The organism is Sphingorhabdus wooponensis, from assembly GCF_003933235.1.
Classification (GTDB): domain Bacteria; phylum Pseudomonadota; class Alphaproteobacteria; order Sphingomonadales; family Sphingomonadaceae; genus Sphingorhabdus_B; species Sphingorhabdus_B wooponensis.
In genome coordinates, this window is the sequence record NZ_RWJI01000002.1 from 381,524 (window position 1) to 393,999 (window position 12,476).

The 12,476-nt window shown below is 53.9% G+C and carries 13 protein-coding genes and 1 pseudogene; 13 read left to right on the top strand and 1 reads right to left on the bottom strand.

Going from position 1 to position 12,476, the window contains the following annotated elements; all coding sequences use genetic code 11:
• Positions 1-159 precede the first annotated feature (159 nt).
• The 4 genes from hemE (at position 160) to D7D48_RS10035 (ending at position 3,874) form a co-directional block, all read left to right on the top strand.
• Entirely contained in the window at positions 160-1,191 is a 1,032-nt protein-coding gene (gene hemE, locus D7D48_RS10020; RefSeq protein ID WP_125231262.1) for a uroporphyrinogen decarboxylase, read from the top strand.
• Between the two features lie 18 nt (positions 1,192-1,209).
• Entirely contained in the window at positions 1,210-1,653 is a 444-nt protein-coding gene (locus D7D48_RS10025; protein WP_125231263.1) for a CopD family protein, read from the top strand.
• Between the two features lie 215 nt (positions 1,654-1,868).
• A complete protein-coding gene (rho, locus tag D7D48_RS10030; protein ID WP_125231264.1) occupies positions 1,869-3,125 on the top strand; it encodes a transcription termination factor Rho in 1,257 nt (418 codons plus the stop codon).
• 20 nt (positions 3,126-3,145) lie between these two features.
• On the top strand, positions 3,146-3,874 hold the full coding sequence (locus tag D7D48_RS10035) for a YjbE family putative metal transport protein (protein ID WP_425452568.1): 729 nt from the start codon (positions 3,146-3,148) through the stop codon (positions 3,872-3,874).
• Positions 3,875-3,910: 36 nt separating this feature from the next.
• Here the strand turns inward: D7D48_RS10035 and D7D48_RS10040 are convergent, their stop codons facing one another.
• A complete protein-coding gene (locus D7D48_RS10040) occupies positions 3,911-4,621 on the bottom strand; it encodes a dienelactone hydrolase family protein (RefSeq protein WP_125231265.1) in 711 nt (236 codons plus the stop codon).
• Positions 4,622-4,711: 90 nt separating this feature from the next.
• Between D7D48_RS10040 and D7D48_RS10045 the strand changes: the two genes are divergently transcribed.
• From D7D48_RS10045 to D7D48_RS10085, 9 genes and pseudogenes are all read left to right on the top strand, one after another.
• Positions 4,712-4,972, top strand: a complete 261-nt coding sequence (locus tag D7D48_RS10045) for a DUF6489 family protein (RefSeq protein WP_185739840.1) — start codon at positions 4,712-4,714, stop codon at positions 4,970-4,972.
• A gap of 7 nt (positions 4,973-4,979) precedes the next feature.
• On the top strand, positions 4,980-6,275 hold the full coding sequence (mnmE, locus tag D7D48_RS10050; protein WP_125231266.1) for a tRNA uridine-5-carboxymethylaminomethyl(34) synthesis GTPase MnmE: 1,296 nt from the start codon (positions 4,980-4,982) through the stop codon (positions 6,273-6,275).
• A gap of 68 nt (positions 6,276-6,343) precedes the next feature.
• Positions 6,344-8,215: a tRNA uridine-5-carboxymethylaminomethyl(34) synthesis enzyme MnmG gene (gene mnmG / locus D7D48_RS10055; protein ID WP_125231267.1), complete on the top strand. Its 1,872-nt coding sequence runs from the start codon at positions 6,344-6,346 to the stop codon at positions 8,213-8,215.
• A complete protein-coding gene (rsmG, locus tag D7D48_RS10060; RefSeq protein WP_125231268.1) occupies positions 8,212-8,880 on the top strand; it encodes a 16S rRNA (guanine(527)-N(7))-methyltransferase RsmG in 669 nt (222 codons plus the stop codon). The genes mnmG and rsmG overlap by 4 nt, the downstream gene beginning before the upstream one ends.
• Positions 8,877-9,656, top strand: a complete 780-nt coding sequence (locus D7D48_RS10065; protein WP_125231269.1) for a ParA family protein — start codon at positions 8,877-8,879, stop codon at positions 9,654-9,656. Before rsmG ends, D7D48_RS10065 begins: the two co-directional genes overlap by 4 nt.
• Entirely contained in the window at positions 9,653-10,582 is a 930-nt protein-coding gene (locus D7D48_RS10070; RefSeq protein ID WP_125231270.1) for a ParB/RepB/Spo0J family partition protein, read from the top strand. Before D7D48_RS10065 ends, D7D48_RS10070 begins: the two co-directional genes overlap by 4 nt.
• A gap of 57 nt (positions 10,583-10,639) precedes the next feature.
• Positions 10,640-11,461 (top strand): cytochrome b/b6 domain-containing protein, encoded by an 822-nt coding sequence (locus tag D7D48_RS10075; protein ID WP_125231271.1) that lies wholly within the window; start codon positions 10,640-10,642, stop codon positions 11,459-11,461.
• Positions 11,458-12,231: a molybdopterin-dependent oxidoreductase gene (locus tag D7D48_RS10080; RefSeq protein WP_125231272.1), complete on the top strand. Its 774-nt coding sequence runs from the start codon at positions 11,458-11,460 to the stop codon at positions 12,229-12,231. Before D7D48_RS10075 ends, D7D48_RS10080 begins: the two co-directional genes overlap by 4 nt.
• A 62-nt stretch (positions 12,232-12,293) precedes the next feature.
• A pseudogene (locus D7D48_RS10085) lies at positions 12,294-12,476 on the top strand (alcohol dehydrogenase catalytic domain-containing protein); the annotation flags it as partial.

Sequence of the window (12,476 nt, forward strand, 5' to 3'; positions counted from 1 at the left end):
TGGGGACTAAATTTGCGACTCTTGCTCCACCCGTTTGTCCGCGCGCGTCAAGATGTTGGCAATATCCGCAAAAGCTTTTAAGGCCCCAAATATCAACAGCGCATCATCTTTCATCATCCTTTTATATAAATATATATTTTGATTGGATCTCTCTTTTCTATGTCTGCGCAGAGCCCAAAAAAACTGCTTAACGTTCTTCGGGGTAACCAAGAGGCTATCCCGCCTGTGTGGCTCATGCGCCAAGCGGGTCGGTATCTGCCCGAATATCGCGCATTGCGTGCGGAAAAGGGCGGTTTTTTGGCGCTGGCTTATGACAGCGATGCGGCGTGTGAAATCACTTTACAACCTATCCGGCGCTTTGGATTTGACGGTGCAATTCTGTTTTCCGACATTTTGGTGATCCCGCATGCCATGGGTCAGGACCTCTGGTTCGAAACGGGTGAAGGTCCTCGGCTCGCGCCACGCTTAGCGGAATCGCGGCTTGAGGATTTTGTGCCAGCACCGCAGCGGCTGGCTCCAGTCATTGATACTGTGCGCAAGGTATCGGCAGGGCTTCCTCCCGAAACAACCTTCCTGGGCTTCGCTGGAAGCCCGTGGACGGTCGCTACCTATATGGTCCATGGTCAGGGTAGCAAAGACCAAGCAGAGGCCCGCAGGATGGCCCATGCGGAGCCTGAACGTTTTGGCGCGCTCATCGATGCCATCATTTCCGCAACCGTCGATTATTTGGGTGACCAGATTGATGCCGGCGTGGATGCCGTGCAATTGTTCGACAGTTGGGCAGGGTCTTTGTCGCCGGCGCAATTCGAAAAATGGGTCATTGCCCCAAATGCCGAAATTGTCCGCAGGTTAAAGGCGCGCAAACCTAACGCTGTAATCATCGGCTTTCCTAAAGGTGCAGGCGGCAAGCTTGCAGCTTATGCTGAAGGAACCGGCGTGGACGCCTTAGGATTGGATGAAACCGTTGATCCGCATTGGGCAAATCGTGAATTGCGCAAGGGCCTCCCCGTGCAAGGTAATCTTGATCCGCTGGCATTGATTGCAGGCGGTGATGTGTTGAAAGACGCCGTGAAAAATATCCTCAGCGCGTTTGAAGACCGGCCACATATCTTCAATCTTGGGCATGGCATATTGCCAGATACCCCAATTGAAAATGTTGAAATGCTTCTTAATTTGGTCCGCAAGGCTTAGCCTATAAAGGCCGTTTTTATGACGGAAATTCTATCTGTGCTGTATATCTGGCTAAAATCCGCTCACATTATTTTTGTCATTTTCTGGATGGCGGGATTGTTCATGATCCCGCGTTTCTTCGTTTATCATCAGGAAAGCGCAGAAGGATCCGAAGAGGCTGCCAAATGGGTGGATCGTGAATCCAAGCTGATTAAAATCATCTTGAATCCATCCATCATTGTGGTCTGGGTTTTGGGACTAGTTCTGGCGTGGAATATTGGCGCCATGGCGCAAGGTTGGTTCCATGCCAAATTGTTGCTTGTGTTAGGACTGTCAGCTTATCACGGTTGGACTGTCGGCTATGCCAAGAAACTGGCGCGCGGCGAACGGCAGCTAACGGGTAAGCAATTACGGCTGTTGAACGAAGTTCCTGGCATTGCATCAGCGATTATCGTCATATTGGTTGTCGCCAAACCTTTTTAACAGCTCCCTACATCACTTTTTGAGAAGAGTTGACGCCGCGCCCATCGACGCGTATTTAGCGTTTCAAGCCCGTCCTGGGCGTACGGCGCGCATATCACAATAACTGCGCCACCAATTTTTCATTATTCAACCGGTTGGCTTTTAAATACCGGTCAATCATCGGACAATCTGTCCATCCACAATGCGGACTTACGGTCCATCCAACGGAATTATCTATGCATTTGAAAGAGCTGAAAAGCAAAAACCCTGCCGACCTCGTATCGATGGCGGAAGAGCTGGGTGTTGAGGGCGCATCGACCTTGCGTAAGCAGGACTTGATGTTTGCAATCCTGAAAGAGCTTGCCGAGGATGGCGAGCAGATCATGGGTCTTGGCACGATTGAGGTTTTACCTGACAGCTTCGGTTTCTTGCGTTCACCGGAAGCCAATTATTTGGCAGGTCCAGACGATATTTATGTGTCGCCGAACATGGTGCGCCAATTTGGTTTGCGCACAGGTGATACTGTTGAAGGTGAAATTCGCGCACCCAAGGATGGCGAGCGGTATTTTGCCCTAACGAAAGTATTGAAGATCAACTTCGACGATCCGGATGCCGTCCGCCACCGCGTCAATTTTGATAACCTTACGCCGCTATATCCTGATTCCAAACTGACGCTGGATTCGCTTGATCCGACGGTCAAGGACAAGTCTGCGCGCGTCATTGATATCGTTAGCCCGCAAGGCAAGGGGCAGCGCGCCTTGATCGTTGCGCCGCCACGCACAGGTAAAACCGTGTTGCTGCAAAATATCGCCCGCGCGATTACCGAAAACCATCCTGAGGTGTTCTTGATCGTTCTTCTGATCGACGAACGGCCTGAGGAAGTCACCGACATGCAGCGTTCAGTGAAGGGTGAAGTTGTATCTTCCACCTTTGATGAACCCGCGACCCGCCATGTGCAAGTCGCCGAAATGGTCATTGAAAAGGCAAAGCGTCTGGTTGAGCATAAGCATGACGTTGTCATCTTGCTCGATTCCATCACGCGCCTTGGCCGCGCCTATAACACTGTTGTGCCATCATCGGGCAAGGTGCTGACCGGTGGTGTCGACGCCAACGCCTTGCAACGTCCAAAGCGTTTCTTCGGCGCCGCGCGGAACATTGAAGAAGGTGGGTCCTTGTCTATCATCGCAACCGCTTTGATCGATACCGGTAGCCGCATGGACGAAGTTATCTTCGAAGAATTTAAGGGCACGGGTAACTCCGAAATCGTGCTGGATCGCAAGGTCGCTGATAAGCGTATCTTCCCAGCCTTGGATGTCGGTAAATCCGGCACGCGTAAGGAAGAATTGCTGGTCGAGGAAAGCAAGCTCAAGAAAATGTGGGTGCTTCGTCGTATCCTCATGCAAATGGGCACCATCGACGCGATGGAATTCCTGCTCGACAAGATGAAGGATTCGAAAACCAACGAAGACTTTTTTGACTCGATGAACCAGTAAGCCAGATATTCCGGAGTAACATTGTGATTGATTTTCTTTTGGTCGCGTCGACCGTCACCAGCTTGGCTGGGCCCGGCGATATCTGGGCCGCCATCGTCAAGGATTTTTCGAACATTGCCGAACCTGCGGCCTTTGCGGCGTTCATTCAGGTTTTGTTGATTGATCTCGTGCTCGCTGGCGACAACGCCATTGTTGTCGGCGCTTTGGCGGCTGGCTTGCCTGCGGACCAGCGTAAGAAAGTCATCCTCATCGGTGTTCTAGCGGCCTTGGTGTTGCGCATCATTTTTGCGCTGATGGTGACTTGGTTGTTGGGCATTGTTGGGTTGGTGCTCGCAGGCGGCTTATTGCTGCTGTGGGTCGCCTGGCGCATGTATCGCGATATTAAGGGCCATGCCGGTGAATCTGCTGGTTCCCCTGAAATTGTGGGCGATGAACATTCCGGCGTAAAGTCGACGAAGACCTTTGCGGGTGCCGCTTGGGGCGTTGCAGTCGCCGACGTGTCGATGAGCTTAGATAATGTTCTGGCAGTCGCAGGGGCCGCGCGTGAACATCCCGGAATCCTTATCGTCGGCCTGATTTTTGCGGTCGCGTTAATGGGCATCGCTGCGAATATCATTGCCCAATATATTGAGCGTTATCGCTGGATCGCTTGGGTTGGCTTGGTCGTGATCGTTTATGTTGCGGGCAAGATGATAGTCGAAGGCTGGAGCGAAGTGCAGCCTTACGCCATGAGCTTTGCTGGCCTATAATTTATAAGGGCTCCCATGAAGGGAGCCCTTATTACTTCAGCCCAGATGCTTTGCGAAAAACGCTGCTGTGCGTCCATCTGCAAGCTCTGCGCCTTCTGCATTCCGGCGGTTGCCCATTTCCGCTGCAAAGCCATGATCAAGGCTGTCATAATCATGCAACGTCACCTTTGGGTGATTACCAAGGCCAGCGTGAATCACGGCCTGCGCCTCTGGACCGACCAAATGGTCCGCGGTCGGGATATGCAGCATCAACGGATTGGCGATGGCATGGCTTTCGTTCAGCATCTGGTCGATCATGACGCCATAATAGCCGACCGATGCGCTAATGTCGGTCCGCGCGGCCGCCATATAGGCGAGCCGTCCACCTAAACAATAGCCGACGCAACCCACTTTTTCGAGCGGGGCGTGGTTCGACAGACCGGAGCGGATTGCTTGGATCACCGCCTCAATATCGCGCACGCCATCATCGGCATCATATTGCCCGAAATAGCCAAAGGCTTCTTGAAGCTCGGCTTCTATATCGGGATTCAGTTCAACGCCTGGTGCAAAGCGCCAGAATATGTCCGGCGCAACCGCCAAATAGCCCGCAGCCGCCAAAATATCGCATTTTTGACGAATGCCGGCATTTACCCCGAATATCTCTGGAATGACGATAATCGCGGCGCGCGCTTGGCTCGATGGCGCCGCGACATAGGCGGGAAACAGGGCATCCTCACCCAGCGCATTAATCTTCACATAGTCACCCATAATCTGCTCCTCGGCGGATATTCTCCGCAATTGCGTGATTCGACTTAGCCTTTATAGTGATTCCAATCGGCAATTAGGAGGGCACCGCCCATGAAGTTGAACATTGAAATCGATTGTTCCCCTGAAGAGGCCCGCGCGTTGCTTGGCCTTCCCGATGTTACCAAGGCAAATGAGGCTTATGTCGAGAAGGTCACCAACCTTATGAATGGTGCGGGCGGCATTGACCAATTGCAGGAGTTGGGGAAGCAAATTGCGCCTATGGGGCAAATGGGGCTGCAATTGTTCCAGCAACTCATTGAAACAGGTGCAAAGGCCGCCATGTCTGGCCTGAACAAGACCGACAAAAAATAGCTTTGTGATGCCATCCGCTGACACCATTTTTGCGCTGTCGAGCGGCGCGCCTCCGGCTGCGATTGCCATCATGCGGATCAGTGGGCCTTCCGCTTTTGACATATTGCAAGATCTGGCTGGACGAACCCCGTCACCGCGTCGGGCGTCTGTGTGCACCCTGCGTTCGCCAGTCACGCAGGAAATGTTAGATCAGGCATTAGTACTCGTTTTTCCCGGCCCAGATACAGCCACGGGTGAGGATCTGGTGGAGCTCCATTTGCACGGTGGTCGCGCCGTGGTGCGTGCCGTTGAAAACGCGATTGCCAGTTTCCCTGGTGCTCGGCGCGCTGAGGCGGGAGAATTCACCCGACGTGCCTTTACCAATGGCCGCATGGATTTGAATGAAGCCGAAGGCTTGGCGGATCTGTTGGCCGCCGAAACCGAATGGCAACGCCGCGCCGCAACCAAGATGTTCGGCGGGGCCTTTAGCGCAGCCATCGAAGCATATCGGCAAGATGTGCTCCGATTGTCTGCGCTCACCGAAGCGGAGCTAGATTTTTCGGATGAGGGCGACGTAGAATCACAAAATAATATATTAATTACAGATGGTTGTGCGGAATTGCAGCAAAAAATAGTGCAATTGCTCGCCAGTCCACCTGCCGAAAAATTAAAGGATGGGTTACGCATCGTCTTGGCCGGCCCGCCCAATAGCGGCAAATCCACTTTGTTGAATGCGTTGGTCGGGCGTGAGGCGGCCATTGTCTCCGATATTGCCGGAACGACGCGCGATATGATTGAAGTGCCTGTGTCGGTCGAAGGGGTGGCTTTGCTGTTCACAGACACCGCTGGACTACGCGATGATAGTGCCGATGTCATCGAACGCATTGGCATCGACAGAAGCCATGCCGCGATGCAGCAGGCAGATATATTGTTATGGCTTGGTCCTGAAGGTGAAGGACCCATACACCCGAATCTTATTGAAATATCAGCGAAAAATGACCTGAAAGAAAGTCTGTCAAAGTCTGCGGACGCTATTTTTGTGTCCGCTCAGACGGGCGCTGGCGTATCTGAGCTTCTCCACATCGTAGCGGCACGGGCCAAGACGCTTCTGCCGCCGCCGGATCAGTTTGCCATCAACGCGCGGCAACGCGTGTTTTTGGATGACGCCGCGACTGCGCTTGTAGCGTGCGGTGAATCCGAAGACTGGCTGATTATCGCGGAAAACTTGCGGCAAGTGCGACTTGCGCTCGATGCCCTCACCGGGCGCGCACATACCGAAGATCTGCTCGACACTGTCTTTGGAAAATTCTGCGTGGGCAAATAGCCTGTTTCACGTGAAACAGATGCGTACTCTTTTTTGACCCGCGGACATAGTTGGTATATGCGCGACGCATGACGACCGATTTCGACATCATTGTTGTAGGTGGTGGCCACGCCGGCACAGAGGCTGCGGCGGTTGCTGCGCGCATAGGTTTGCGTGTTGCGCTTGTCAGTTTTGACAAAAATATGATCGGTGCAATGTCCTGTAACCCCGCGATTGGTGGCTTGGGCAAAGGGCATTTGGTGCGCGAAGTTGACGCCTTTGACGGCTTGATTGGCCGCGCTTCTGATGACGCTGCGGTGCATTATCGCATGCTCAACGCGTCAAAGGGAGCGGCAGTGCAGGGCCCGCGGATTCAAGCCGACCGCAAATTGTTTAAGGCATCTATCCAGACTCAGCTTGGCAGTTTGGCGAACTTACACATCATTGAAGGCGAAGCAGCCGCTCTTCACTTTCTACCAAATGCCCCCACACGCGTGGCGGGCTTGGTTTTGGGTGATGATATTATCCTCACATCGGTTGCTGTAGTTTTGGCCACGGGGACGTTTCTCGGCGGCAAGTTGTTCCGTGGCGAAGAGCGTCTCGTCGGAGGTCGCGTGGGCGAAGCGTCGGCTATGCTCTTGTCCCAGCAATTGCGCGGCGCGGACCTGCCCATTGCACGATTGAAAACGGGCACGCCGCCCCGTCTGGACGGGCGCACGATTGATTGGTCGCAGCTGGAGTTTCAGCCATCCGATGATGATGATTGGACCATGTCGTCGATGCGCAGCCGCCGATCTGTGCCGCAATTATTCTGCGCTATGTCCCGTACCAACGCCGAAACGCACGATATCATCCGTTCGGGGCTCCATCGTTCGCCACTTTTTGCTGGTGATATTGAGGGCAGGGGGCCGCGATATTGCCCATCTATTGAAGACAAAATTTTTCGGTTCGGCGATCGCGAAGGACATCAGGTGTTTCTGGAGCCTGAAGGACTCGACAGCCATTTGATTTATCCCAATGGCATTTCAACATCGCTGCCAACTGATATTCAGGCAGCTATGGTGCGTTCCATGACTGGCCTTGCGCAATGCGATATTGTCGTGCCCGGCTATGCGGTCGAATATGACTATATTGACCCGCGCTGCTTGGACTCCAGCCTCGCGGTGCGCGGATTTGAAGGGCTATATTGCGCAGGACAGATTAACGGCACCACAGGCTATGAGGAAGCGGCAGCGCAAGGCTTGGTGGCAGGCATGGGCGCAGCGTCGAAGATTTTGGCGCAGCCCATGCCGCCGATTGACCGGACGAATAGCTATATTGCGGTGATGATCGATGATCTGACGCTGCAAGGCGTGACAGAACCTTATCGTATGTTGACGGCGCGTGCGGAGTATCGCCTGCGCTTACGTTCTGACAATGCGGGGTCACGGCTTACGCCTATGGCCATTTCGGCGGGCGCTGTGGCCGGTGAACGTGCGGTAGCGTTTCAGGAACGGCTTTTACAGCAAAGTGCGCTTCAAAGCCGTCTGCGAGAAACAGTAAGCGCGGATGCCCTGATCAAACAGGGCATTGCTGTGAAGCAAGATGCTGGCAAAATGTCCCTGTTTGATTGGTTACGCTTTCCCCAAGTGTCCATCGCCCAATTGTTGGCATTGGATTCAGAGTCCTGGCCATTGGATCTGCTCATGGAGTTGGAACAAGACGGCCGATACGCACCCTATTTGGCGCGGCAAGACGCTGAGATAAACGACATGGCTGCCAACGAGCAAATCCAACTCTCGCCGTTGATGGACTATAGCGCCATATCCGGACTGTCGCATGAAATGGTTGAACGGCTTGCGGCATCGCGGCCTGAAAATTTGGCCGCCGCGTCACGTATTCGGGGCATTACACCCGCCGCGCTTGCCGCCATTCTTGTGCATGCGAAGCGCGCCAAAATTGCTGTGGTGGAAGCAGCATGACAGAGGGTGAAGCCATTGCGTGGCTGCAGGAGCAGCTGAATGTTTCACGTGAAACATTGGATGCCCTAGAAACATTTGTGGCATTTTTGAAGCGTGAAGCCGAAAGCCAAAATTTGATATCCGCTTCAACTTTGGACCATATATGGTCGCGCCATATCGTCGATAGTGCGCAATTGTTGTTGTTTACGGATGCACCTGCGGCGCAGACCCATTGGCTTGATCTTGGATCTGGCGCAGGCTTTCCGGGCTTGGTCATTGCATTGCTGACCAATTATCACGTGACATTAGTCGAATCGCGTGCGCGCAGAATTGATTATCTGCAAAGAGCAGTCGAAATGTTGGACCTGACGCACCGCGTAAACGTGGCTGGCGTCACATTGGAGCGCCTTGAAACCGCGCCTTATTCGGTGATTAGCGCCCGAGCTTTTGCGCCTTTGCCGAAATTGTTTGATCTTGCCGCGCGCTTCGCGACAAATAACACTTTGTGGCTCTTGCCAAAGGGGCGTAATGCAAAAGCAGAGTGGGACAGTGCGCAGGCAGAATGGGACGGAGATTTCCGCATCATGGACAGTGTAACAGACCAAGAAGCGGGCATTCTCGTAGGAAGATTATCGGGAAAACGCCAAGCGCGCGCCATCTTTGAAACACAGGGGCAAGAGCAATGATCCGAATAGCGGTAGCCAATCAGAAAGGCGGCGTTGGAAAAACAACCACCGCTATCAATCTTGCCACGGCGCTTGCGGCAAGTGGCTGGCGTTGTGTGTTGGTCGATCTTGATCCTCAAGGGAATGCGTCCACCGGACTTGGCCTGCAACAGGCGCAACGAGTCCATAGCAGCTATGATTTGTTGCTCGGCGATGCATCTTTAAAGGATGCTGCTATTCCCACGTTAATCCCCAATCTGGATATGGTACCCGCAACGGTGGATTTGTCCGGTGCGGAAATCGAGCTGGTGGAATATGAAGATCGCACGGGGCGGCTGAAGGCAGCCTTTGACAAATCCGATGCGCATTGGGACATTTGCATCATCGATTGCCCGCCGTCGCTTGGATTGATTACCATCAATGCGTTGGTTGCGGTCGACTCGCTTCTCGTCCCGCTACAATGCGAATTTTTCGCGCTGGAAGGTTTAAGCCAGCTCTTGCAGACCGTTGAACGGATAAAGGGCGGGTTTAATCCCGCGCTGACGATCATGGGTGTGGCGCTCACCATGTATGACAAGCGCAACCGGTTGACGGAACAAGTGGCGGATGATGTCCGCAGTTGTTTGGGCGACCTTGTGTTTGACACCGTCATTCCACGCAATGTCCGTTTGTCAGAAGCCCCTAGCCATGGGCTTCCTGCGTTGGTCTATGACCATCGCTGCGCGGGATCGGAAGCCTATATGAAACTTGCACGAGAATTGATCGGCCGCCTACCGGCCCGGGAGTTAGCAGCGTGAGCAATGATAATCCGTCCGAAAAATCGCCCCTGAAAAAGAAAATAGGCCTTGGCCGGGGCTTGGATGCCTTGTTAGGCGAAGCTCTACGGGGAGACGTTTCTGGAAATTCTTCCGCAGATCGGGATGCGCGCAGCCAAGGCGTGACAAGTTTGTCGGTCATCGACATCCGTCCCAACCCCAATCAGCCTCGGCGGCATTTTTCCGATGAGAAGCTGGATGAACTGGCCGCAAGTATTGCGCGGCACGGGATTATTCAGCCCATCGTTGTGCGGCCCTTTCAGGGCGGATACCAAATTGTCGCTGGCGAACGCCGTTGGCGCGCAGCCCAGCGTGCGCAATTGCACGATTTGCCCGCAATCGTGCGGAATTTTGACGATACGGAAACCGTCGAGATCGCGCTGCTTGAAAATATCCAGCGGCAGGACCTGAACCCGATTGAAGAGGCGGAGGCCTATAAAAAGCTGACCGAGCTTTTTGGCCATAGCGCGGCCGAATTGGCTGACCTCGTGCACAAGTCGCGCAGCCATGTTGCCAATATGATGCGCTTGCTGGATTTGCCGCAAACACTGCGAGATCTTGTGACCGAAGAAAAGCTCAGCATGGGGCATGCGCGTGCGTTGCTGGGCAGTGAGAATGCCGTCCAGCTTGCGATGCTGGTCATTAAAAACGGCCTTTCCGTGCGCGCGACTGAAGCGCTTGTGCAGCAGGAGCGCGCGCCAAAGGCGAAGAACCGCAAGGCCGCTGGCGCCAGTATCCCGGAAAATGCCGATATCCGCGCGGTTGAATCGCATCTTGGCGATCTATTGGGATTGAAGGTTCGGATAGCGCAAAAAAATGCGACAGGCGCTGGCGCAGTGACGTTCGAATATGGCAGCTTGGATCAATTGGACATGCTGTGTCAGCGCCTCACGGGCGAGAAGTTTTAGCCCTCCGATAGTTGTATAGGCTTTGCGTGGGGGCGATGAATATATGCGAAGCAAAACATGACGCAGAATGTGGCGAAGCGGCATCGTCTTGCCACGCGAATCTGGCATTGGGCAAATGCCTTGGTGGCGACAATATTGCTCATGAGTGGCCTCATGATCTTCAACGCGCATCCGCAGCTTTATTGGGGCGATTTTGGATCGCGCGAAGATTATGCATGGCTGCAAATTGACGATACGCGCACCACGGGTTTTGTAAGGATCGGGAGCGCCTCCTTTGAAACAACGGGTGTGCTTGGGCTTTCTTTGGATGCGTATGACAATGTTCGTCGCGTCGCCTTTCCGGGTTGGGCAACCATACCCACTAGTTACGATCTGGCCGCCGCCCGGCGGTGGCATTTCGCCTTTGCTTGGATTTTCGCGTTGGGGCTGACGGCCTTCATGCTGGTCTCATTGTTCAATGGTCATATCCGTAAGGATTTGCATGTCCGCCGTGCCGAGTGGCATTGGGCGGCCTTGTGGAGCGACATTAAAGATCATGTGCGTCTGCGTTTTGGGAATGATATTCGCATAAGTCATTATAATATATTGCAAAAATTAAGTTATATCGGCGTGATATTCCTTTTGCTCCCGCTGTTGATTTTCACCGGTATCACCATGTCGCCTGCGATGAACGCGGCGTGGCCATGGTTGCTGGATTTATTCGGCGGGCGACAATCGGCGCGGTCGCTGCATTTTATCGGCGCTGCCTTGCTGGTGCTGTTTGTGGTGGCACACCTGATCATGGTTCTGCTCACTGGCCCAATTAAGGGTATCCGGTCGATGATTACAGGGCGGCCTATCACCGTTCCAAAACCACATCATGGCGGGAAACGGCCATGACAGAGGACCGTACATTGCTGCGCCGCCGGGACCTGCTGCGCGGTGCAACTTTGGGTGGCGGCGGGCTTATCCTCGGTGGCTGCGATGCTCTGAATGAAAATGCAGCTTTTCGGTCTGCGTTGCGCGGGGCGGAAAAGCTTAATCAGATGACGCACCGCGCGCTGGCCGACCGCGCAGCCTTGGCTCCGGAATATGCGCTGTCAGACATCTCCCCCGTGTTCAAAACCAATGGTTCGTTGACGGGAACGTCGACGGATTATTTGGCCCATCTTGCAAATAATTTTGCGGACTGGCGGTTGCGCGTCGATGGTATGGTCGGCAATCCCATTGATATTGGATTGGAGGCGTTACGCGCGATGCCCGCACGCACCCAAATCACGCGACATGATTGTGTGGAGGGGTGGAGCGCCATTGCGCAATGGCAAGGCACGCCGTTGCGCCTTTTGCTGCAGAAGGCCCAATTGTCGCCGCGCGCAAAATATATCGTGTTTCACTGTGCGGACAATTACGGCGCACGTCCTTATTATGAATCGATTGACCTGATCGATGCCTTTCATCCGCAAACCATATTGGCATGGGCCATGAACGGGGAAACCTTGCCTGTGAAATATGGCGCGCCGGTCCGGTTACGGGTCGAACGACAGCTGGGATATAAGCACGCCAAATATGTCATGCGCATTGAGGCGACCGATGATCTGTCCAAATTCCATGGCGGAAAGGGCGGATATTGGGAAGATGTCGGTGACTATGAATATTATGCCGGAATCTAGGCTTGCGCGGCCGCGCCGTTAATGGAAAAGCCTTTCGCAGATAATTAGGAGACCCGAACGCCATGAAGACCCGCGCAGCTGTAGCACTTGAAGCCAAGAAGCCTCTGGAGATTGTGGAGTTAGACTTGGAAGGTCCCAAGGCGGGCGAAGTGTTGGTGGAGATTATGGCGACGGGGATTTGCCATACCGATGCGTATACGCTGGATGGTTTTGACAGCGAGGGTATTTTTCCATCAGTGCTTGGC

Bases quoted from the DNA above. Each gene is read 5' to 3' on its own strand.
- hemE (WP_125231262.1), top strand. From the start codon at position 160: ATGTCTGCGCAGAGCCCAAAAAAACTGCTTAACGTTCTTCGGGGTAAC.
- D7D48_RS10025 (WP_125231263.1), top strand. From the start codon at position 1,210: ATGACGGAAATTCTATCTGTGCTGTATATCTGGCTAAAATCCGCTCAC.
- rho (WP_125231264.1), top strand. From the start codon at position 1,869: ATGCATTTGAAAGAGCTGAAAAGCAAAAACCCTGCCGACCTCGTATCG.
- D7D48_RS10040 (WP_125231265.1), bottom strand. From the start codon at position 4,621: ATGGGTGACTATGTGAAGATTAATGCGCTGGGTGAGGATGCCCTGTTT.
- D7D48_RS10045 (WP_185739840.1), top strand. From the start codon at position 4,712: ATGAAGTTGAACATTGAAATCGATTGTTCCCCTGAAGAGGCCCGCGCG.
- mnmE (WP_125231266.1), top strand. From the start codon at position 4,980: ATGCCATCCGCTGACACCATTTTTGCGCTGTCGAGCGGCGCGCCTCCG.
- mnmG (WP_125231267.1), top strand. From the start codon at position 6,344: ATGACGACCGATTTCGACATCATTGTTGTAGGTGGTGGCCACGCCGGC.
- rsmG (WP_125231268.1), top strand. From the start codon at position 8,212: ATGACAGAGGGTGAAGCCATTGCGTGGCTGCAGGAGCAGCTGAATGTT.
- D7D48_RS10065 (WP_125231269.1), top strand. From the start codon at position 8,877: ATGATCCGAATAGCGGTAGCCAATCAGAAAGGCGGCGTTGGAAAAACA.
- D7D48_RS10075 (WP_125231271.1), top strand. From the start codon at position 10,640: ATGACGCAGAATGTGGCGAAGCGGCATCGTCTTGCCACGCGAATCTGG.
- D7D48_RS10080 (WP_125231272.1), top strand. From the start codon at position 11,458: ATGACAGAGGACCGTACATTGCTGCGCCGCCGGGACCTGCTGCGCGGT.